Origin of the sequence: Micrococcus luteus (genome assembly GCF_022664405.1) — a bacterium.
Lineage (GTDB): Bacteria > Actinomycetota > Actinomycetes > Actinomycetales > Micrococcaceae > Micrococcus > Micrococcus luteus.
Map to the genome: position 1 here is coordinate 1 of NZ_JAKRLB010000028.1, position 21,780 is coordinate 21,780.

A 21,780-nucleotide genomic window follows, 5' to 3' on the forward strand; every position below is an offset into this window, starting at 1 on the left:
GCGTGAGGCCCTGCAGGTGTGGGTGAACCACTACAACTATCATCGGCCTCATACCTCCTGCGGAGAGGCTCCTCCGGCCTCGTTGGCCCCGGTGCGTGTCAACAACGTCATGACCTCTTACACCTAGGCCGCAGGCCGAGTGGCCGGCGTCAGTCCGCGGGATGATCCGGGACGGTCCTCAGGGCGCGAGGGAGGCGAGGACGTCGGCGGCCGGCGCCTCCCGGACCCGGTGCGCCTCGGTGCCGGCCCACAGGTGGACGCGCTCGAGGTCGCCGGCGGCCGCGGCGGCGGCGCGCAGCCCCTTCGTCAGGACGTTGACCTCGGGGTACGCGGCGGGGGCGTCCGGGTGCTCCGCCATGAACGCGGTGGCCAGCGATCGCGCCCACCGCCCCGTGTAGGCGCGGGTCAGGGCGGTGCGGGCCCGGCCGTCGTCGGCGGAGAAGCGTGTCCCGGCCGCACACGCCGCGACGGCGGCCCGGTGTGCCGCCGAGGTGCCTGCCTCCGGGGTGAGGAGGAACGCGGTGCCGGCCGCGACGGCGTCCGCGCCGGCGGTGAGCAGGGCGCGCACGTCCTCGGCGGTGCCCACGCCGCCGGCGGCCACCACGGGTACGGCGCCCGCGGCCCCCGTCCCGACGACGTCGCGCACCGCCGCCAGCACCGTCGGCAGCTCGGCGCGGGTCGGCTCCGCGGCCGGGTCCGACGTGCCCCGGTGCCCGCCGGCGCGGTGGCCCTGCACCACGAGGAACGCGGCGCCGTGCTCGAGGGCGGCCCGCGCCTCGGACGCGTCCGTCACGGTGGCCCCGGCCGGGATGCCCGCGGCGGCCAGCCGGGCGAACACGTCCGCGGCCGGCAGGCCGAACGTGAAGAAGACCAGCGGCCACGCCTGCTCCTCGGCGGCGGTGAGCAGGGCGTCGAAGTCGGCCCGTTCGGCGTCCGGGTCCGGGGCCACGTCCGCGGCGGTGGGCAGGTCGGCGGCGCCGTCGGCCGTCAGGTCCGCCCGGTACGCGGCGACGGCCGCCGCCCGCGCCGACCGTGCCGCCTCCGTGCGCGCCGCGTCCGGGATGGCCGTGTTCACCGCGTCCGGGACGAACAGGTTCACGCCCCAGCGGTCCGGTCCTTCCGCGCCCAGCAGCGCGCGCAGCGCGTCCACCTGCGCGCGCATCTGCGCGGCCGTCCGCATGCCGCCGGCGAGGAACCCGCCGCCGCCGGCGCCCACGACGGCGGCCACCAGCTCCGGGGTCGAGGGGCCGCCGGCCATCGGGGCCACCGCCACGGGCACGGGCGGGATCAGGCGGGCGCGGGTGACGTCGTCGTGGGATGGCTGCGTCATGACCCCCAGCGTAGGGGGAGGGCCCGGACCCGCCCCGCGCCTACAGTGGGGCGGGGTACACGAGGAGAGGGAGGTGCGTCGTGGAGGTGCTGCTCGCGCTCTCGCCCATCCTGCTCACCCTCGTGCTGCTGCTCACCCGGCTGCCCGCGTGGGTGGCCCCGGCCGCTGGGACGGCCGTGGCCGTGCTGCTGGCCCTCACGGCCTTCGGCGTGGCCCCGGGCGACCTGGGCGGCGCGATCGGCGCCGGCGTGCCCACGCTGCTCGAGATCCTGGCGATCATCGCCGGCGGCATCACCCTGTCCCGCGTCATGGAGTACTCCGGCGGGCACGCGCGCCTGGCCGCGTGGCTCTCGGCGGGCAACGGCCCCACGATCGCGACCGCGCTGCTCATGGTGCACGGCGTCATCCCGTTCCTCGAGACCGTGACCGGGTTCGGCGTCTCCCTGATCGTGGGCGTGCCGCTGCTGCTGGGCCTGGGCTACACGGCGTTCCGGTCCGCGCTGATCTCCGTCCTCGCGCTCACCATCGGGCCGTGGGGGTCCATGGCGCCGGGCACGCTCATGGGCGCCCGCCTGTTCGGCCTGGACTTCCGGGAGATCGGGGTCACCGCCGCGGTGTTCAACCTGCCGGCCTGCCTGGTGGCGGGCGTGGCCACGGTGCTGCTGCTGCGCGGGGCGCGCGGCATGCGAGTCGACGTCGGCCCGGCCCGGACACTGCCCTGGCTCGGCATCGCCGTGCTCTCCGGGGTCGCCCAGTGGGCGCTGATCCTGGGGGCGAACCTCGTGGTCGGCACCGCGCCGGCGGGCGCCGTCGCCACGTTCGTGCTCACCGTGGCCTGGCTGCTCGTGATCCGCGGCGGCCGGCTGCTGCCCGGGCCGGGGCGGGACGTGGTGCCGTACCTGACGCTCATGGCCGGCACCGTGCTGGGCACCACCGTGAAGGGCGCGTTCGGGCTCGAGGGGGCGGCGGCCCTCGTGGGGACGCCGGCGCTGTGGGCGTTCGTGGCGGTGGGCGTGGGCGTGCAGCTGCTCCACCTCGACGCCGCCGCCCGCCGCCGCGTCCCCCGCGAGGCCGGGAAGCTGTGGGTGGGCACCGCCATCCCCAACGCGCTCTACGTGGCGTTCGGGCTCATCCTCTCCGCCGGCGGGGTCTCGCAGGCGCTCGCGGGCGCACTCAGCGGGATGGGGGAGTCCTACCTGGTGGCGATGCCGTTCCTCGGCGCGTTCGCCGGCTTCATCACGGCCTCGAACACCGGGGCCATGGCCCTGATCGGCCCCCTGCAGATGGACACGGGCGCCGCCCTGGGCGTCCCCCCGCCCTGGTCCAACGGCCTGCACAACGCGGCCGCGGGCTGGGGCATCGTCGCCGGGCCCGCCCGCATCCAGGTGGCCCACGGCATGGCCGCGGGAGCACAGTCGCCGCAGATGCCCGGCTGGACCGTGACGCGGCGGAACCTGTTCGTGGTGCTGCTGCCGGCCATGCTCGCCGGGATCCTCGGCATGGCCGTGATGGGCTGGTTCCTGCTGCCGCGGTGACGCGCGGGGGGTGGAGCGGGGCCCGGGTGGGGCGGCCCGGTTCCGTGGGCGGAAGCGGCAGGCCAGAGCGTTCCGTGGGCAGAAGTGCCCTCTCTTCTGCCCACGGAGGCGACGGGGTTGTGGGTTCTGCCCACGGAGGCGACGGGGTTGTGGGTTCTGCCCACGGAGGCGATGGGGTTGTGGGTTCTGCCCACGGAGGCGCCGGGACTGCGGTGGCCGGCCGGGCGCGGGAGCCGGCCCGGTCCGCCCCGAGGCGGGGGCCGACGTCGACCTTCGGTGGACGCGCGGCGGCCTGTGCGCCTCCTAGGCTGGACGCCATGATCCGAGTAGTCGTGGCCGACGACCAGGCGTTGATGCGCACCGCCCTCGAGCACTTCGTGGCCCAGGCCGAGGACCTCGAGGTGGTCGGCTCCGCCGAGGACGGGGTCCAGGCCCTCGAGGCGGCCCGCACGCTGGCCCCCGACGTCGTGCTGATGGACATGCAGATGCCCCGCATGGACGGCGTCGAGGCCACCGCGCGCATCTCCGCCGAGGCCCCGGGCGTGCGCGTCCTGGCGATCACCACCTTCTCCTCCGAGCAGTACCTCGTGCCCGCCCTGCGCGCCGGCGCCGCAGGCTACCTCGTGAAGGACGCACCGCCGGCCGAGGTCGTGGACGCCATCCGCCGCGTCCACGCCGGGGACGCCGTGTTCTCCGCCCGCGTGGCCGCGGACCTGGTGGAGGCCGTCACCGCGGCCCCCGAACACGCCGCCCCGTGCCCGGCCGAGCCCCTCGCCCCGCACGAGCGCCTCACCGAGCGCGAGCTGGACGTGGTCCGCGAGCTCGCCAAGGGCGCCTCCAACGCGGAGATCGCCGGCGCCCTGTTCCTCGCGGAGGCCACGGTGAAGTCCCACATCGGCAAGGTCCTGGACAAGTGGCAGGTCCGTGACCGCGTGCAGATCCTCATCCGCGCCGCCCGCGCGGGCCTCGTGGACATCGGATGAGCATCGCGGCGCCCGCCCCGGCTCGGACGACGACGGCGACGTCGCCCCCGCCCGCCGAGTCCCCCCTGGGATCCCGCCTGCCGGCGATCCTGCGCACGGAACCCGTCTCCCGGCACACGCGGATCGTGCTCTACGTGATCGTCGGGCTCATGGTGCTGGGGGAGATCCTCACCCTGGTGCTGGGACCCACGGTGGCGGCCGGGCTGAGCGCCGATCCCGAACTCGCGGCCCTCCTCGAGGAGGACGGCGGGCTGACGGGTGAGGGGCGGGAGCCGCTCCTGCGCTGGGTCCTGTTCCTGGCGGGCGTGCTGGTCACGCTGCTGTTCGGGTGGCAGCCCACCCTCGCGGCGGTGTTCGTGCTGCTCGGGAGCGCGTTCGGGCTGGTGGGCCTCGTGGAGGCGGACCACGCGCACCTCACCCCGCAGGCGTTCAGCGGCGGCGTCGTCCTGGGCGCGGCCATGGTGACGCGGTACTCGCACCGGGTGTTCGTCTGGTTCGCCCTGGGCGCCCTCATCCTGCTCACCGTCGCGGGCGAGGTCCTCACCGACGGCTCGTGGGCGGACGAGGACAGCCTCAAGGGCGTCATGGTCATCACGCTCATCGTCGCGCTGTGCGTGGCGGTGCCGGCCTTCATGATCCGCCGATCCCGGCATCGGGCCCGGGACCGCGAGGCGGCCCTGCGCCGGGCCGAGGAGGCCGCCGCCTGCGCCGCGGAGGCGGAGCGGCAGCGGATCGCGGCGGAGCTGCACGACGTCGTCGCGCACGGGCTCACCGTGATCTCGATGCAGGCCGCCATGCTGCCCACCCAGAAGGACCCGGAGAAGCGGGCCGCCGCGGAGAAGGCCATCGAGCAGGCCGCCCGGCAGTCCCTCGTGGACCTGCGCCGCATGCTCACCGCGCTGCGCGGCTCCTCCCGCAACGCGCAGACGGCGGAGGGGGACGCCGTCGTGGACCTGCCGGCCCGCCTCGACGAGTTCGAGGCCCGCCTGCACGCGGCCGGGTTCGCGGTGGAGCGCTCGCTGACCGAGCTGGACGAGCTGCCGCGCTCCCTGGAGCTGACCGTGCTGCGTGTGGTGCAGGAGTCGGTGACGAACATCCTCAAGCACGCCCCGCGGCGCGGCACGGTGCGCCTGACCTCGCAGCTCGAAGGCGCGGACCGCCTCGTGCTGTGCATCGCCAGCCCCATGGACGAGGGCGAGCCCCGCCGGGACCGCGTGGTGGTCGCGATGGCCAGCGGCTTCGGCCTGGCCGGCATGCGCGAGCGCGTGGCCGTGTTCGGCGGCACCCTCACGGCCGGCCCGCTGGACGGCTGCTGGGTGGTCCGCGCCGAGCTGCCGCTGCGCTGAGCCGGGGCGGCAGCCGCGTCCTCCCGCGTCCTCCCGCGTCCGGGGGCGAAAGTGGGCGGTATCCGCGCGGGATACCGCCCACTTTCGCCCCCAAAGGGACGGGGTGGGGTGGCCGACGACGGCGGCCCTCAGTCCAGCGGGACCGTCAGCTTGTCGCCGGGGGAGAGGGTGTGCTCGCGGCCGGCGATGATCATCGGCACGTCGTGCCACATGCCCTCGCCCGCGGCCACCGTCACCTCCCGCTGGGTCATGTGGATGACCACGGGCTGCTGGCGGAACCGGATGGTGAAGCGGGCGCCGGGCAGCTGGGCGGGCATGCGGGGGTGCAGCCGGACGACGTCGTCGCGCGTCTCGAGGCCCGCGTAGCAGCGGATCACCGTGTCCACGGTGCCCGCCATCAGGCCCAGGTGGATGCCCTCCTTGGTGGTGCCGCCCTGCGTGTCCGAGAGGTCCGACTCGAGGGCCTCCGTGAACAGGTCCCACGACCGGTCCGGGTCCGTGCGGGCCGCCACCCACGCGTGCACCAGACGGGAGAGCGTGGAGCCGTGCGTCGAGCGGGCCTCGTAGTACGTGACCATCCGCTCGAACGCCTCCTGCGGCAGCTCGTAGCCCATGCGGCGCAGGATCCGGTCCAGCTCCTCGGCGGAGAACAGGTAGCCGAGCATGAGGGTGTCGGCCTGCTTGGAGAGCTTGTACCGGTTGGTGGCGTCGCCCTCGGCCTGCAGGATCAGGTCCATGCGGCCGATGTTCCCGTACTTGGCGCGGTAGGCCTCCCAGTCGAACTCGAGCAGGTCCTGGTAGCCCTCGAACTGGGCGAGGATGCCGGCCTCCTCGCCCTCCTCGAAGAACGGCACGGTCAGGCGGGTGCTGACCTCCTCCCAGCGCTCGATCTCCTCCTCGGAGATCTCCATGAGCTCGGGCAGGCCGTCGTCGATCGTGTCCAGCCAGCGGACCAGGCGGGCGGTCTCCGCGAGCACCCACGAGGTCAGCACGTTCGTGTACGCGTTGTTGCGCAGGCCGGAGCCGGGGGTCTCGGGATAGCCGTCGTGGAACTCGTCCGGGCCCATGACGCCGTGGATCTCGTAGCGGTCCGTGACGGCGTTGTGCAGGGTCATGGACATGAAGAACCGGGAGATCTCCACGAGCATCTCCGCGCCGTAGTCCGAGATGAAGGACGTGTCCTTCGTGATCTCGATGTACCGCAGCACCGAGTAGGCGATGTCCAGGGAGACGTGCCGCTGGTTGTGGGAGTTGTCCGGCATCCACATGCGCGAGCGCGGGTTCCACAGCTCGGTGGGCGTCTCCTCGGAGCCGTCCGCGCCGGACTGCCACGGGTACATGGCGCCGGCCCAGCCCGCGGCCTGGGCGTTGGCGCGGGCCTCGTTGAGACGCCGGTAGCGGTACATCAGCAGGCCCCGGGTGATCTCGGGGCGGCGCAGCGTGAGCATCGGGTAGACGTAGATCTCGTCCCAGAAGATGTGGCCGCGGTAGCCCTCGCCGTGCAGGCCACGCGCCCCCACGGAGGCGTCCAGATCCCGGCGGCGGCCGTAGGCCGTCTGGAGCACGTGGAACGTGTGCAGGTTCAGGGCGAGCTGCTGGCGCAGCGACGCGCCGTCCTTGCCCATCGGGACCGCGGACCCCACCGGGGCCGAGTGGCCGGCGTCGACGACGGGCGGCGCGTATTCGCCGCCGGCCTCCGCCGCCGTGGAGCGGCGCTGATGCCGGTACGGCTCGGCCAGGTCGATGCGCACAGAGAACCGGTCCCAGTTGGTGCCCCAGCGCTGCTCGTGCAGGGTCAGCAGGTTGCGGAAGTTCTGGGCGCGCTGGACGTCCTTCACCGCCGACTCCCACACGGAGGCGTTGGCGTGGTCGTGGCTCGTGGCGACGGCGGCGATCTTCTCCAGCACGAGCGGCACGCCCTCGTCCACGTGGAGGAGGATGTCCTGGCCGACCACCAGGTCCGAGCCGTCCACGGGGCGGCGGATGGGCTCGTGGTGGCCCACCGGCGCCACCTGGCGGGTGCGGGTGGCCATGGCCACGTGGATGCCGGACTGGTTGGTGGCGGTCTCGAGCAGGACGGTCTCGCCGTCGATCTCCCGGGCCTGGACCGGCTCGAGGTGCTGGTTGGCGAGGGTGCGGTCGTCGGAGACGTTGAGGTTGGCCACGCGGCCCTCGATCTTCGAGCGCACCGTGAGGTCCCCGGACCAGTTCTCCGCCACCACGGTCAGCTCGATCGCGGCGAGGTGCCGGTTGGCCAGCGAGGTGAACTGCCGGGTGTGGACCGTGGTGCGCCGGCCCTGCTCGTCCTCGAAGGTCATGGTGCGGGAGAGCACGCCGCGGCGCAGGTCCATCTCCTGGCCGTACTCCACGAGGTTCTCCTCACCCGGCAGCAGCGGGCGGCCGTGGCGCGGGGTCACCACGAGCGGGGTCCAGTCCTGGATGTTGACCATGTGCTCGGTCTCCACGACCCGGCCCTGGACCATCGAGGTCAGCCGGTTGAACACCCCGGCCATGTAGGTGCCGGGGTAGTGGACGGAGGAGATGTGCGTGCCGGGCACAGCGCCGCGGGTGCCCCAGTACCCGTTGGCCAGGGTGCACAGCACCTCGCGCGTGCCCTCGGAGGCCGGGTCGAAGCGGTCCCAGCGCAGCACCCACGCGGGGTCGAACGGGGTGGTGGTGCGGTCCTCCAGATGCAGGGTCCCGTAGTCCTGGACCACCAGGTGGGCGCCGGCCGCCTTGAGTCGGCCCTTGCCGAGCTCGGGCTCGCGGTCCACGCCGATCACGAGGCCGAAGCGGCCGTCCGCGGCGGCCTTCACACCGGAGACGGCGTCCTCGAGGACCATCGCGTCCGCGACGTCGACGCCCAGCTCCCGGGCGGCCTCCCAGAACATCGCCGGGTCCGGCTTGCCCGGCAGCCCGCGCTCGAGGGCGGTGTTCCCGTCCACGATCACGGGGAAGAAGTCCAGCACGCCGCCGGCCGTGAGCACGGCGCGGGAGTTCTTGGAGCTGGTGACCAGTGCGACCGGCACGCCCTTGGCCCGCAGCCGCTCGAGCAGGTCCTGGGCCTCCGGGAAGACGCGGACGCCGTCGCGCTCGAGCACCTGCTCGAAGTAGCCCTGCTTGCGCTCGGCGAGGGCGAGGACGGTCAGCTCCGGGGCGGCGTCCGCCTCGGGGGCGTCGGCCTCCGGCACCCTCAGGCCGCGGGAGGCGAAGAACGTGCGGACCCCGTCCTCGCGGGGGCGCCCGTCCACGTGGTGCAGGTAGTCGGCGGCGGCGTCGAAGGGACGCAGCACGTCCGGGTCCGCGGCGACGACGGCGGCGTTGGCGGGCAGCGCGCCCACGGCGGGCAGCGCCCCGTCGAAGAGCTCCTTCCACGCCTGCGCGTGCACGCCGGCGGTGTCCGTGATGACCCCGTCCATGTCGAAGATGACGGCGCGGTAGCGGCGGAGCCGGTGACGGCGGGCGTTCAGGTCCTGCGGAGCGGCGGGGGTGAGCGTCTGCGACATGGGAACCAGCCTACGGGCGGGGAAGTGGGGCCGCACGGGGAGTGCCGCGGCGATGTTCACCGCAGCGAGCGCGCCGTCGTTCCGGCCGACCGCACCGCAGCGACATCACAGCGGTTCTCAGCTGCGGTGATGTCGCTGCGGCGCGGTGGGTTCCGGGAATAGGGTCGTGCCGACGGGGCGGACGTGTGCCCCCGCGCGCCGGAAGCGTGGCCCGGGAACGAGCAGGACACACTCGGCGGAGATGGCCGGGGGGCGAAGGGCTCATGAACTGGATGATGAGCAAGTGATGGATGCGAAGCCGACGCGGTTGCGGAAGAAGGCGACGCGGGAGGAGATCCTGGCGAGTCTGCCGGTGCAGGCGCGGGTGCGTCCGGCGCGGTGGTTGCTCCTGTGGCTGATCGTCGTGGTGTGCATCGCGGTGTTCGTGTGGGTGATCTTCCGGCCGCCGGAGGATGTCTCGGCCGGGTTCGGGGTGTGGCGTGTGGCGTCGTTCATCGGGTTGGCGCTGGCGTTGGCGGTGCTTCCCGCCGCGACGATGGGTCTGTTCCGGCCTCGGCATGTCACGTTCGATGAGCGACGGGTGTGGACGCGGGACTGGTCCGTGGACTGGGCGGACGTGAAGGAAGTCCGTGCTGTGGCGCCAGAGTCGGAGCACACGATGAAGGTGGCGCTCAAGGTGGACGAGCGGCTGTGGAACGAGGGTGGTCTGCGCAAGGCCAACCGGTGGGACTCGGGACGGCCGTTGCAGGGTGGCGGGTTGACCCGTGCGCAACCGCTCGTGCTCACGCAACCCGCGCTCGCGCCGTCGGCTCTGACGCTGCTGCAGGTCTTCGTCGAGTTGAAGAAGCGGAACCGTCGGGCGGGGAGCCCGCGGTGACGCGCCCCGGCTTCCGTCACCGCCGGGTCAGCAGCGTGAGCACCTCCGCGTGCCGGGTCTGGGGGAACATGTCGAACACCTGCACCCGCGCCACCCGATAGCTCGGCATCCGGGCCAGGTCCTGCGCGAGCGTCGCCGGGTTGCAGCTGGAGTACAGGACGGTGGGCACACCCGAGTCCTCCAGCGCGTCCGCCAGCTCGGCGCCGATGCCCCGCCGGGGCGGATTCACGACGACGGCGTCCGGGCGGGGCCGCCGTTTCTTGGACGAAAGCGCCTCCGGAGCCCGCCGTTTCTCGAACGAAAGCGCGGAGGTGGCGTCGCCGGCGGAGAAGCGCGCCCGGTCGGCCAGGCCGAGCTCCGCGGCCGTCTCCCGGGCCGCGGCCACCGCCTCGGCGGAGGACTCCATGCCCCACACGTCTCGCACGCCGGCCCGGGCCAGGTGGAACGCGAACCCGCCCACCCCGCAGTACAGGTCCCACGCCGCCGCCGGCAGGCCGGCCTCGGCGACCCACGCCGCCGCCGTCGCGTACAGCCCCTCGGTCACCGCGGTGTTCGTCTGGAAGAACCCCTGCGGGCGCAGCCGCAGGCCCACCCCGTTGAGCCGCATGGTCAGCGTCGGCCCGCCGGCGAGCACGATCTCCTCGTCGCCCTCGGGCAGGGCCACGTGCTCCGGCAGCAGGTTCGCGCTCACCACGGCGGCGGGTGTCCCGCGCGCCGCGAGGTCGTCCAGCAGCCCCGGCACCGCCGCGCGCAGCGCGTCCAGCCGGTCGGCGGAGCGCAGCACGAACCGGACCATCGCCTCCCGGTCGGGGGAGAGCGTCACGATCACGTTCTTCAGCTCGCCCGTGCGGGCGGCGACGTCGTAGGGCTCCAGCCCGGCCGCCGTCACCGCCGCCGCGCACGCGTCGAACACGCCTTCCATGCCGGCCTCGTACAGGCCGCAGTCGCGCAGGTCCACGCCGGCGCCGTCGTGATGCCGGGGGTGCTGGCGCGGGTCCAGGATGCCCAGCCGCGGCGCCGCCGCCGACCCCGTGACCACGAGCTTCGCCTTGTTCCGGAATCCGGCCTCCGCGGAGGCGAACGGCTCGGCCACGACCGTGTCCGCGTCGACCGCGTCCGCCAGGGCGGCCAGCACCGCGGCCTGCTTGTCCGCGAGCTGCCGGGCGTACGGCACGCCCATCAGCGGGCAGGAACGGCACTCGCCGACGTCGAAGTGGGGGCACTGCACGGGCGTCGCCTCAGCCCTCGAGGCTGACCCGCAGGCCGGGCCGGTCCAGGCGGATCGCGAGCTGCTCGAGGGCCAGCTCGGCGGCCGCGGCCAGGTCCGCGTCCACGTCCATCACCATGCCGGTGAGCACGGGCAGGGCGGACTCGAGGTCCTCGGGGCGGGCGAGGGCGCCCAGCGCGGACGCGGCCGACGCGCGGACCTCCGGGTCCGGGTCGGCACAGCCGGCCCGCACCGCGTCCACGAGGGCGCGGTCGACGGCGGCGTCGCGGCGCAGCGAGCCGGCCCGGGAGGCGATCACGAGGTGGGCCGCCGAGCGGACGTCCGCCTCGGGGGCGGTGAGCGCCCCGGTCAGGGCGGGCAGCGCGCTGCGGTGCCACGCGTGCATCAGGGCCAGCGCGCCGGTCGCGGCGGGGCTGAGGTCGCCGTCGTCGCCGGTGAGGGCGCGGGCGGCACCCGAGGTGACGTCCTCCGGGGTGGCCGCGCCGGTCATCAGGCGCACCGCCAGCCCGGCGACGGCGGCCTCCCCGCGCTCGGCGACGGCGGCCTCGGTGCGGCGGCGCAGGCGGTCGTGGGGGGTCTGGGGCTCCGCGGGCAGGGGGAGACGGTCGAAGGCGGTCATGGGTCCATTGTCCCCCGTGCGCGGACCCGCCTGGGGCGCGGCCGGGAGGTTCCCCGCAGACTCCTGGACGGGGCGTGACCGGCCGCACAGGGCCCGGACTCGGGTGATACGTTCGACGGCATGAGACCCCCCGGAGCCCTCGCCCTCGAATTCCGGGCGGACAGCTTCGACCATCCCACCGGCCTGGTGGACGCCGGCACCGTCGTCTCCTGGATCGAGAAGGCCGGCTACGCCGTCGCGGCGAGCTGGGCCGGGACGTTCGTGCGTGCCCGCTACATGGGGCACACCCAGTTCCGGCACCCCGTGCCGGTGGACCGCCGTGCCGTGGTGCAGGCGCGCGTGGTCCACACGGACGGCGCCGAGGTGCACGTCCAGACCCGCCTGCTGCTGCCGGAGATCCGCGACGACGACGGCGACCCCGTGGTCGCCACCTCGTCCCTCGTGGTCTACGCCGCGGAGGAGGACGGGGTGCCCGTGACCGTGCCGGCCTGGGAGCCCTCGACCCCCGGCCAGATCGAGCGCGACGAACAGGCCCGCCGCTCCACCGTGGCCCGCCGCGCCGTCGAGCGCGGCATGGCCCGACTGCCGTTCCCCGCGCCCGGGGAGGCCCCCGAGGAGATGAGCACCCTCGCGTTCCTGGCCCCCAACGCGGAGGCCACCGTGGGCGGCACCATCAACGCGGGCGCGATCCTGCGCTGGGTGGACGAGGCGGCCGCCGTCTGCGCCGCCCGCTGGACCGGCCATGAATCCGTGGTCGCGGTGTTCGGCGGCGGCGTGCGCTTCGTGCGGAACATCCACGTGGGCGACCTCGTGCGCGTGGAGGCCCTCCTGGTGAACACCACGGAGCGGTCCATGCACGTGGCGCTGCGCGTCTACGCGAGCCGACGCACCGGGGCGGAGTCCCGCCTGGTGGCGCACTCGATCGCCGTCATGGTGGACGTCTCCGCGGAGGGCCAGGCCCAGCCGGTGCGGCAGTACGTCCCCGAGAGCGAGAGCGCCCGGAGGCTGCAGGAGACGGCGATCGAACTCGTGCGCATGCGCTCCGAGGTGAGCGCGGCCTGGACCGAGACGCGCCGCTCGACCGATCCGCGCTGACGGGGCCCTCAGTAGACTGAGCGAATGCACCGACCGCCCCTGCCCTCCCTGTCCCGCCTGCCGGTCCGGCGTCTCCTCCGGGGAGCGGCCGTGGCCGCGGGCGTCGGTCTCGTGGGACTGCCGCTGACGGTCGCCGCCGGGCTCACCGGCGTGGACATGGTCAAGCGCCGCGGCCGAGTGCGCCGACCCGCGCCGAACCCCGGCGTGTTCGACGCCCACGTGAAGGGCTCCGAGCTGCGCATCTTCACCTCGGGCGAGGACCTCTACGAGGAGATGATCGCCGCGATCGACGGAGCGCAGCGGATCATCAAGTTCGAGACCTTCATCTGGAAGGGCGACCCCACGGGCCAGCGGTTCATGGACGCCTTCAACCGGGCGGCCGCGCGCGGCGTGGAGGTCTACGTCTCCTACGACGGGTTCGGGAACCTCGTGGTCCCGCCCCGCTTCTACCGTCAGCTGGACCCGCGCATCCACGTGTTCCGGCTGCCGGCCTTCGCCCGCCCGATCTGGCGAGGCGTGGTCCGGCACAGCGGGTTCAACCACTCGAAGATCATGGTGGTGGACGACGAGGTCGGCTTCGCCGGCGGCTTCAACATCGGCGACGACTACGCCCGCCTGTGGCGGGACACCCATGTGCGTGAGCGCGGCCCGGCGGTGTGGGCGCTGGGCCAGTCGATCTCCATCAAGTGGAACGCCCACCACCGCGCGGGCGAGCAGATGTCCTGGCGCCCCCCGGACACGTGGGACCCGCGCGTCACCGTGGCCGCGAACCAGCCGCCGCTCCTGGTCTACCCGATCCGGCTGAGCTACCTCGACGCCATCCAGCGGGCGCAGCACCGCATCCTCATCAACACGCCGTACTTCATCCCGGACCAGCAGGTCCTCGAGGCGCTGCTGCACGCGGCCCGGCGCGGGGTGGACGTGCAGGTGATGGTGCCGGAGGACTCCAACCACATCGTGGCGGACTGGGCCTCGCGCGGCTTCTTCGGGAAGATGCTCGAGGCCGGCATCACGATCCTGCTGTACAGGGCCAGCATGATCCACGCGAAGACCGCCACCGTGGACGGCATCTGGTCCACCGTGGGCTCGGCCAACGTCGACCGCCTCTCCCTGGGCTTCAACTACGAGTCCAACGTGGTGGTCGTGGACCGCGACTTCGCCGCCCGGATGGAGGAGATCTTCGCTCTCGACGCCCAGCGGGCCGTCCGGATCGACACCCCGCGCTGGGAGGACCGTCACGGCCTCGCCCGCGTGGTCGAGGCCCTGCTGGTACCACTGCGTCCCCTGCTCTGAGGACCCCGGGCGCTGAGCCAGACGTTTCTGCAGTTCTGACGCCCGATCCGCAGCGGAATCATCTGGCTCACGCCCCCCGCCGCGTGAGCCAGACGTTTCTGCCGTTCTGACGCCCGATCCGCAGCGGAATCATCTGGCTCACGCCCCCTGGCGACGTCTCCCGACCGTGCCGTCCCTTCCCGTCGCCGCCCGGGCTCACCCTCTCTCTTGCATACCCCTGGGGGTATACCCTACGCTCGTTCTCGACATACCCCAGGGGGTATCGGATGGACATCGAGACCCCCCGACCCGGAGGAGAACCATGCTGCTCGAGCGCATCTACGACGAGGACCTCGCCCAGGCCAGCTACGTGATCGGCTGCCAGGCGAAGAACGAGGCGATGGTGGTGGACCCCCGCCGCGACATCCAGGTGTACCTGGACCTGGCCGCCAAGAACGGCATGACCATCACCCACGTGACCGAGACCCACATCCACGCGGACTACCTCTCCGGCACCCGCGAGCTGGCCCACGCCACCGGCGCCCAGATCCACCTGTCCGGCGAGGGCGGCGAGGACTGGGCCTACGGCTTCGAGGGCAACCTCCTCAAGGACGGCGACACGGTGACGCTCGGCAACATCACCGTCGAGGCCGTGCACACCCCGGGCCACACCCCCGAGCACCTGTCCTTCCTCGTCACCGACGGCGCCTTCGCGGACGCCCCGGGCTACATGCTCACCGGCGACTTCGTGTTCTCCGGCGACCTCGGCCGCCCGGACCTGCTGGACGAGGCCGCCGGCGGCGTCGACACCCGCTTCGAGGGCGCCCAGCAGCTCTTCGCCTCCCTCAAGGCGAAGTTCCTGACCCTCCCGGACCACGTGCAGGTGTTCCCGGCCCACGGCGCCGGCTCCGCCTGCGGCAAGGCACTCGGCGCGCTGCCCTCCACCACGGTCGGCTACGAGCGCAAGTACGCGTGGTGGTCCGACTACCTGAAGAACGACGACGAGCAGGGCTTCATCGACGAGCTGCTCGACGGCCAGCCCGACGCCCACGCCTACTTCGCCCGCATGAAGCGCCAGAACAAGCAGGGGCCAGCCATCCTGGGCGAGCTGCCCGAGCTCGAGGAGCTGGACGCCGGGGGCGTGCAGGCGACGCTCGCCGAGGGCGCCGTGTTCGCGGACACCCGCGGTGTGGACGAGATCCTCGCCGGCACCGTGCCGGGCGCGCTGGCCTTTCCGTCCCGCGGCAAGGTCGCCACGCACGCCGGCTGGGCCTACGACCCGGAGAGCGACGACGCCGCCCTCGTCCTGCTCGCCGAGGACCGCGAGGACGCGCACACGATGCGCGACCACATGATCCGCGTGGGCGTCGACGCCGCCGCCGCGTTCACCACCTCCGTGGACGGCCTCACGTTGGAGCCGGTGCCCACCGTGCAGGCCGACGAGCTGCGGTCCCGCATCGAGGCCGGCGAGGTCGGCGCGGAGCAGGACACCGTGCTGGTGGACGTGCGCAACAAGACCGAGTTCTCCCACGGCACCGTGGCGGACGCCCGGCAGCTGAACGCCGGCAAGGTGCTCTTCCACCAGGAGGAGCTGCCGAAGGACAAGACCCTGGTGACCTTCTGCCAGTCCGGCCTGCGCAACATCGTGGCCGCCCAGGCGCTGCGCCGCGCCGGGTTCGACGTGATCGAGCTCGAGGGCAGCTACGCCGCCTGGCAGCAGTCCTGACACACCCCCAGACCAACCCCGAGGAGCCCCTCCCATGAGCGTCACCCTGTCCCCCGTCGCCCCGCGCGACCTGAAGGCCGAGCTGGCCGCCCGCCCCGACGCCGTCGTGCTGGACGTGCGCACCCCCGGCGAGTTCGAGACCGAGCACATCGCCGGCTCCTACAACGTGCCGCTGGACCTGCTCCAGGAGCACGCGGACGAGGTCGCCGCCCGCCTGGACGGCACCGCGGTGCTCGTCTGCCAGTCCGGCAGCCGGGCCGGCACCGCCCAGGACCGTCTGGCCCAGGCCGGCTTCACCTCCGCGCGCGTCCTGCAGGGCGGCATCTCCGCCTACGCCGAGGCCGGCAGCGAGGTCGTCCGCAGCGGCAACCGCTGGTCCATGGACCGTCAGGTCCGCATGACCGCCGGGTCCATCGCGCTGGTCGGGGCCGTGGCCTCCCAGGTCGGCTCGAAGCGGTTCGGCCTCATCCCCGCCGCGATCGGCGCGGGCCTGTCCTTCTCCGCCGTGTCCAACACGTGCGCCATGGCGTCCGTGCTGGCCAAGATGCCGTGGAACCGCCCCGCGCAGGAGCGCTCCGCGGGCGACGTGATCGGCCGCATCCCCACCGGCGCGGGGAAGCGGAGCTGACCCGTGATGTGGATCGTCCTCGCCCTGGCCCTCGTGGTCGGCCTGCTGCTCGGCCTCATGGGTGGCGGCGGGTCGATCCTGATGGTGCCCCTGCTGACGTACGTGGCCGGCCTCGAGCCGAAGCAGGCCATCGCGGGCTCCCTGTTCGTGGTGGGTGTGACCTCGCTGGTCTCAGTGCTGCTGCACTCGCGGCACGGCACCGTCCGGTGGCGCACCGGCCTGATCTTCGGCGCGGCCTCGATGGTGGGTGCCCTCCTGGGCGGCGTCGTCGGCGGCTTCCTGCCGGGGACCCTGCTGCTGATCGCCTTCGCGGTGATGATGCTCTTCACGGCGTGGGCCATGATCCGGCCCAAGAAGACGCAGCCGGCGGCCGCCCCCTCAGTGGAGGCCTCGGCTGACGTCGAGCCCCGCCGCCACCCGCTCGGGAAGATCCTGCTGGAGGGCGTCGTCGTCGGCTTCGTCACGGGCATCGTCGGCGCCGGCGGCGGGTTCCTCGTGGTCCCTGCGCTGGTCCTGCTCGGCGGCCTGCCGATGTCCGCTGCGGTGGGCACGTCCCTGCTGGTGATCGCCATGAAGTCCTTCGCGGGCCTCGGCGGCTACCTGACCAGCGTGACGCTGCCGTGGGACCTGCTGCTGTGGGTCACCGGTGTGGCCGTGGTCGGTGCGCTGATCGGCGTTCCGCTCATGAAGCGGGTCCCGGAGAAGGCGCTGAAGAAGGGCTTCGGCTGGTTCGTGCTGGCCATGGGCCTGGTGATCCTCGTCCGGGAGCTCATCGGTCTCCTCGTGTGACATCCGGCGACGTCGCCGGATACCCCTGGGGATATGATTCCCCTCCCCGCCACCGTGACAAAGGAGGTCGCCGTGCGCACCGCCGACGCCGAGACCCAGCGCAAGATCCTCAACCGCCTCAAGCGGGCCCGCGGCCAGCTGGACGCCGTCATCCGCGAGGTCGAGGGCGAGGGTCGCTGCAAGGACGTGGTCACGCAGCTCTCCGCCGTCTCCACCGCGCTGGATCGCGCCGGCTTCGCGGTCGTCTCATCCGCCATGCAGTATTGCCTCGCCGACCCCGAGAAGGCGGAGGACGAGGAGAAGCTCACCGTCGCCGAGCTCGAGAAGCTCTTCATGACCCTGGCCTGACCGGCCACCCCGAAGCCCCCTCGCCGAAAGGATCCCTCATGTGCCGTCCGGCGCGCTGACCCGTCTGCCGCAGGGCCACCTGGGCCGGATGCGGCCGGCACGTCGAGTCCCTCAAGGCCGTCGTCCCCGCGGCGCAGTGGTGCGATGGCCGTCACCCTGATGCCGAGCGCGACGCAGCCCGCGCGGGCCGTGCCGGGGCCGCAAGGTTCTTCGCGAGGCTCTTCGGGCGCTGAGCCAGGCGTTCCGGGGGCGTGAGCCAGATGTTCGTGCTGTTCTGAGGGACCCTCAGCCGCGGAAACGTCTGGCTCACGCCCCCCGTCTGGCGTCGCTCAGTCCTCGTACGGGTCCGCCAGCGGGTGGTTCGGCAGCCGGCTGTCCGGGGTGCGCCCGCGTCCCCTCGACGACGGCTGCTGCCCGCGCCCTCCCGCGGCTGGGGCACAATGAGCCCGGCCCCCTTCGGCCCACCTCACTGCAGCCCACGCGGCCGCGCGCCCATCCCGACTCCCTGGGAGCCCCATGCTCTGGACCCTGCTCCGCCGTCACGGCCGGCGCTATCGCGGCGCCGTCGCGGCCGTCGTCGTGCTGCAGCTGATCAGCACGCTGGCCATGCTGTACCTGCCCAGCCTCAATGCCCGCATCATCGACGAGGGCGTAGCCCGCGGCGACACCGCCCGCATCTGGGACATCGGCCTCGTGATGCTCGGCGTCGCGCTGGTGCAGGTGGTCGCCGCGATCGCCGCCGTGTGGTTCGGGGCGAAGGCCTCGATGGGCGTCGGCCGGGACCTGCGCCGCGCCGTCTACACCCGCGTGGACGCGTTCTCCGCGGAGGAGCTCGGCCGCTTCGGCGCCGCGACCCTCATCACGCGCGGCACCAACGACGTCAACCAGGTCCAGATGCTCACCCTCATGGCCCTGAACTTCATGGTGGCCGTGCCGATCATGGCGGTCGGCGGCATCATCATGGCCATCCGCGAGGACCCGGGCCTGTCCTGGCTCGTGTGGGTCTCCGTGCCGGTGCTGCTGGTGATCGTGGCGTGGATCGTCGCCCGTCTCATGCCGCTGTTCCAGCGGATGCAGGACAACATCGACGACGTCAACGGCGTGCTGCGCGAGCAGATCCAGGGCATCCGCGTGGTCCGCGCGTTCGTGCGCGAGCGCCACGAGACACGCCGGTTCACGGACGCCAACGCCGCCCTGACGGAGACCTCCGTGCGGATCGGCCGGCTGTTCGTGCTGCTCGGCCCGGTCATCACGATGATCCTCCACCTCGCCACCGCCGCCGTCCTGTGGTTCGGCGGCGAGCGCGTGGACGCGGGGCTCGTGCAGGTCGGCGCGCTCACCGCGTTCATGCAGTACCTGCTGCAGATCCTCATGGCGGTGATGATGGGCACCTTCATGATGATGATGCTCCCGCGCGCCGTGATCTCCGCGGGCCGCATCGGCGAGGTCCTGGACACCGTCCCCACGCTCGGTGAGCCGGTCCGCCCGGTGACCCCCGCGCGTCGCGACGGCGCCGTGGAGCTGCGCCACGTCACCTTCCAGTACCCCGGCGCCGAGGCGCCGGTGCTCGACGACGTGAGCTTCGCCGTCGCCCCCGGCACCACGACGGCGATCATCGGCTCGACCGGCTCCGGCAAGTCCACGCTGATCAGTCTGCTGCCGCGGCTGTACGACGCGACGTCCGGCGAGGTGCTCGTGGACGGCGTGCCGGTGACCGACCTGGCCCGGGCCGAGCTGACCGAGGCCGTGGCCCTCGTGCCGCAGAAGCCGTACCTGTTCTCCGGCACCGTGCGGGAGAACATGCAGTTCGGGGCCCCGGACGCCTCGGACGAGCGCATCTGGGCGGCCCTCGAGACGGCCCAGGCCGCCGACTTCGTGCGCGCCCGCACCACCGGCAAGGGAGAGGCGGCGGCTTCCGGTCTGGACTCGCGGCTGTCTCAGGGCGGCACGGACGTCTCGGGCGGCCAGCGCCAGCGCCTGTCCATCGCGCGTGCCCTCGTGGCCGAGCCGCGGGTCCTCGTGTTCGACGACTCATTCTCCGCCCTGGACGTCACCACCGACGCGCGGCTGCGGGCGGCGCTCGACCGCGCGGCGGCCGGGGTGACCCGGATCGTCGTCGCCCAGCGGGTGGCCACCATCACCGACGCCGACCAGATCATCGTGCTGGACGAGGGCCGCGTGGTCGGCCGCGGCACCCACGCCGAGCTGCTGGCGGACAACCAGACCTACCGGGAGATCGTGGACTCCCAGCTGACCGCGGAGGACGTGGCATGAGCGAGCACCTGACGGACGAGGAGATCCTCGAGATCCAGGAGCAGGGCGCCACCGACGACTGGGGCGGCGGGCCGGCCCGCAAGGCCAAGGCGTTCTGGCCGTCCGCGAAGCGGCTCATGAGCCTGTTCCGCACGGAGAAGCTGGGCCTGGTGGTGGTCGCGCTGATGGTGCTGGTCGCCGTCGTGCTCAACGTGTGGGCCCCGCACGTCCTGGGCCGGGCGATGGACGTGATCTTCGGCGGCGTGGTCTCCGCGCAGATGCCCGGCGGGCTGAGCCGCGAGCAGGTCATCGACGGGCTGCGCGCCCAGGGCGAGGACCAGGCCGCAGAGATGCTCTCCGGCATGGCGTTCACGCCGGGCGAGGGGATCGACTTCACCGAGCTGGGCCGGCTGATCCTCATCGTCCTGGGCATGTACCTGGTGGCGCAGACCTTCATGTGGCTGCAGGGCCGCGTGCTCAATGACATCGTCATGCGCATCGTCTTCCGCCTGCGCGAGGAGATCGAGGCCAAGATCAACCGGCTGCCGCTGAGTTACTTCGACCGCGGGCAGCGCGGCGACCTGCTCTCCCGCGCCACCAACGACGTGGACAACGTCCAGCAGGCCCTCCAGCAGGCGTTCGCCTCGCTCGTGTACTCGGTGCTGACCGTGATCGGCATCGTCGGCATGATGTTCTGGCTGTCCTGGCAGCTCGCGCTCATCGCCCTGGTCGCCCTGCCGGTGGCCGGTGTGGTGGTGGGCGTGATCGGCAAGAAGTCCCAGGCGCTCTTCTCCGCGCAGTGGCGGGAGACGGGCCGGCTCAACGGGCACATCGAGGAGTCGTTCACGGGGCACGAGCTGGTGACCGTGTTCGGCCGTCAGCGGGACATGGCCGCGCGCTTCGACGAGCGCAACGAGGAGCTGTACGAGGCCGCGTTCACGGCGCAGTTCTACTCGGGGATGATCATGCCGATCATGCAGTGGGTGAACTGGCTGGGCTACGTGGGCATCGCGGTGGTCGGCGGCCTGCGCGTGGCCAACGGGCAGATGACCCTCGGCGCCGTGACCGCGTTCATCCAGTACTCGCGCGAGTTCAACCAGCCGCTTGGGCAGATCGCCGGCATGTCCAACATGCTGATCTCCGGCGTGGCGTCGGCCGAGCGCATCTTCGAGCTCCTCGACGAGCCGGAGGAGACCCCCGACGGCACCCCCGCCCGCACCCCCGACGGCACTTTCGTTTGGGAAACGGCGCCCTCCGAGAGCGCTTTCGTTCGGGAAACGGCGCCCTCCGCCATCCCCGGGCCCGACGGCGTCGCCCACCTCCCGCGCCCGCTGCGCGGTCGCGTGGAGTTCGAGCATGTGCGCTTCTCCTACACGCCGGAGAAGCCGCTCATCACGGACCTGAACTTCGTGGCGGAGCCGGGGCAGACGGTCGCGATCGTCGGGCCGACCGGTGCCGGCAAGACCACCCTGGTCAACCTGATCATGCGGTTCTACGAGGTGGACGGCGGGCGGATCCTGCTGGACGGCGTGGACACCCGCACGGTCAGCCGCGGCGAGCTGCGCGCCGCCACCGGCATGGTGCTCCAGGACGCCGTGCTCTTCGGCGGGACCATCCGGGAGAACATCCGCTACGGCCGACTCGACGCCACGGACGAGGAGGTCGTCGCGGCGGCGAAGGCCACCTACGTGGACCGTTTCGTGCACACCCTGCCCGACGGCTACGACACCGTGATCGAGCAGGACGCCGCCAACGTGTCCGCGGGCGAGCGGCAGCTCATCACCATCGCCCGTGCGTTCCTGGCCCAGCCCTCGCTCCTGATCCTGGACGAGGCCACCTCCTCCGTGGACACCCGCACCGAGGTGCTGGTCCAGGGCGCGATGGCGGCGCTGCGCTCGGACCGCACGAGCTTCGTGATCGCCCACCGCCTCTCCACCATCCGGGACGCGGACGTCATCCTCGTGATGGAGGACGGCGACATCGTGGAGCAGGGCTCGCACGATCAGCTGCTGGCCGCTCGCGGCGCGTACTTCCGGCTGTACAGGAGCCAGTTCCAGGGCGGGGAACAGGCGGAGGAGCAGGACGACGACGGCGCGCCCGCCGCGCGCGAGGACGCCCGCTGAGGCCGGGGCTGGATGGCGCCGGCGCCCAGCCACTGGCCGCTGGCGTCGCTGCGACACGGGACCACCCGATGACCTTCTCGATCCAGGTGCCGGTGAGTTTCACGAGCCCGCACCTCTCCGGA

General features: G+C 72.9%; 17 protein-coding genes. 13 read left to right on the forward strand and 4 right to left on the reverse strand.

What is annotated here, in order from left to right; all coding sequences use genetic code 11:
- Nucleotides 1–127: integrase core domain-containing protein (locus MF605_RS10880; RefSeq protein ID WP_242821245.1), on the forward strand; the 127-nt coding region annotated here is incomplete at its 5' end.
- Nucleotides 128–178: 51 nt separating this feature from the next.
- On the opposite strand, the gene MF605_RS10885 is transcribed toward MF605_RS10880, so the two are convergent.
- Nucleotides 179–1,330 carry a nitronate monooxygenase gene (locus MF605_RS10885; RefSeq protein ID WP_134417024.1) on the reverse strand — a complete coding sequence of 384 codons (1,152 nt, stop codon included), beginning with the start codon at nt 1,328–1,330 and terminating at the stop codon, nt 179–181.
- An 80-nt stretch (nt 1,331–1,410) separates the two neighbouring features.
- Here MF605_RS10885 and MF605_RS10890 point away from each other — a divergent pair, with 80 nt between their 5' ends.
- The 3 genes from MF605_RS10890 to MF605_RS10900 all read left to right on the forward strand — a co-directional run bounded on the left by MF605_RS10890 (nt 1,411) and on the right by MF605_RS10900 (nt 5,194).
- On the forward strand, nt 1,411–2,865 hold the full coding sequence (locus MF605_RS10890; RefSeq protein ID WP_115165681.1) for an L-lactate permease: 1,455 nt from the start codon (nt 1,411–1,413) through the stop codon (nt 2,863–2,865).
- A 317-nt stretch (nt 2,866–3,182) separates the two neighbouring features.
- Nucleotides 3,183–3,848, forward strand: coding sequence for a response regulator transcription factor (locus tag MF605_RS10895; protein WP_063189414.1), 666 nt, complete (start codon nt 3,183–3,185; stop codon nt 3,846–3,848).
- Complete coding sequence (locus MF605_RS10900) at nt 3,845–5,194, forward strand: sensor histidine kinase (RefSeq protein ID WP_134417023.1); 1,350 nt, start codon at nt 3,845–3,847, stop codon at nt 5,192–5,194. The genes MF605_RS10895 and MF605_RS10900 overlap by 4 nt, the downstream gene beginning before the upstream one ends.
- Nucleotides 5,195–5,322: 128 nt before the next feature.
- Here the strand turns inward: MF605_RS10900 and MF605_RS10905 are convergent, their stop codons facing one another.
- On the reverse strand, nt 5,323–8,700 hold the full coding sequence (locus MF605_RS10905; RefSeq protein WP_134417022.1) for a beta-phosphoglucomutase family hydrolase: 3,378 nt from the start codon (nt 8,698–8,700) through the stop codon (nt 5,323–5,325).
- Between the two features lie 286 nt (nt 8,701–8,986).
- Between MF605_RS10905 and MF605_RS10910 the strand changes: the two genes are divergently transcribed.
- Complete coding sequence (locus tag MF605_RS10910) at nt 8,987–9,577, forward strand: hypothetical protein (RefSeq protein WP_036316210.1); 591 nt, start codon at nt 8,987–8,989, stop codon at nt 9,575–9,577.
- Between the two features lie 16 nt (nt 9,578–9,593).
- Here the strand turns inward: MF605_RS10910 and rlmC are convergent, their stop codons facing one another.
- Nucleotides 9,594–10,805 (reverse strand): 23S rRNA (uracil(747)-C(5))-methyltransferase RlmC, encoded by a 1,212-nt coding sequence (rlmC, locus tag MF605_RS10915; RefSeq protein ID WP_134417021.1) that lies wholly within the window; start codon nt 10,803–10,805, stop codon nt 9,594–9,596.
- A gap of 10 nt (nt 10,806–10,815) precedes the next feature.
- Nucleotides 10,816–11,424: a HEAT repeat domain-containing protein gene (locus MF605_RS10920; RefSeq protein WP_049147044.1), complete on the reverse strand. Its 609-nt coding sequence runs from the start codon at nt 11,422–11,424 to the stop codon at nt 10,816–10,818.
- 120 nt (nt 11,425–11,544) lie between these two features.
- On the opposite strand from MF605_RS10920, the gene MF605_RS10925 reads away from it, so the two are divergent.
- The 8 genes from MF605_RS10925 to MF605_RS10965 all read left to right on the forward strand — a co-directional run bounded on the left by MF605_RS10925 (nt 11,545) and on the right by MF605_RS10965 (nt 21,658).
- Nucleotides 11,545–12,519 (forward strand): acyl-CoA thioesterase, encoded by a 975-nt coding sequence (locus MF605_RS10925; RefSeq protein WP_049147046.1) that lies wholly within the window; start codon nt 11,545–11,547, stop codon nt 12,517–12,519.
- 24 nt (nt 12,520–12,543) lie between these two features.
- Nucleotides 12,544–13,812, forward strand: a complete 1,269-nt coding sequence (locus MF605_RS10930; protein WP_134417020.1) for a phospholipase D-like domain-containing protein — start codon at nt 12,544–12,546, stop codon at nt 13,810–13,812.
- A 301-nt stretch (nt 13,813–14,113) separates the two neighbouring features.
- Complete coding sequence (locus tag MF605_RS10935; RefSeq protein WP_036384546.1) at nt 14,114–15,517, forward strand: MBL fold metallo-hydrolase; 1,404 nt, start codon at nt 14,114–14,116, stop codon at nt 15,515–15,517.
- 34 nt (nt 15,518–15,551) lie between these two features.
- Nucleotides 15,552–16,145 (forward strand): rhodanese-like domain-containing protein, encoded by a 594-nt coding sequence (locus MF605_RS10940; RefSeq protein ID WP_134417019.1) that lies wholly within the window; start codon nt 15,552–15,554, stop codon nt 16,143–16,145.
- A gap of 6 nt (nt 16,146–16,151) precedes the next feature.
- The gene (locus tag MF605_RS10945) at nt 16,152–16,934 is read left to right on the forward strand and encodes a sulfite exporter TauE/SafE family protein (RefSeq protein ID WP_080696032.1); all 783 of its coding nucleotides are present in this window, start codon (nt 16,152–16,154) and stop codon (nt 16,932–16,934) included.
- Between the two features lie 72 nt (nt 16,935–17,006).
- Nucleotides 17,007–17,282: a metal-sensitive transcriptional regulator gene (locus MF605_RS10950; protein ID WP_044659303.1), complete on the forward strand. Its 276-nt coding sequence runs from the start codon at nt 17,007–17,009 to the stop codon at nt 17,280–17,282.
- A gap of 516 nt (nt 17,283–17,798) precedes the next feature.
- Nucleotides 17,799–19,556 carry an ABC transporter ATP-binding protein gene (locus tag MF605_RS10960; protein ID WP_129866969.1) on the forward strand — a complete coding sequence of 586 codons (1,758 nt, stop codon included), beginning with the start codon at nt 17,799–17,801 and terminating at the stop codon, nt 19,554–19,556.
- Nucleotides 19,553–21,658 carry an ABC transporter ATP-binding protein gene (locus tag MF605_RS10965; protein ID WP_049147053.1) on the forward strand — a complete coding sequence of 702 codons (2,106 nt, stop codon included), beginning with the start codon at nt 19,553–19,555 and terminating at the stop codon, nt 21,656–21,658. Before MF605_RS10960 ends, MF605_RS10965 begins: the two co-directional genes overlap by 4 nt.
- Nucleotides 21,659–21,780 lie beyond the last annotated feature (122 nt).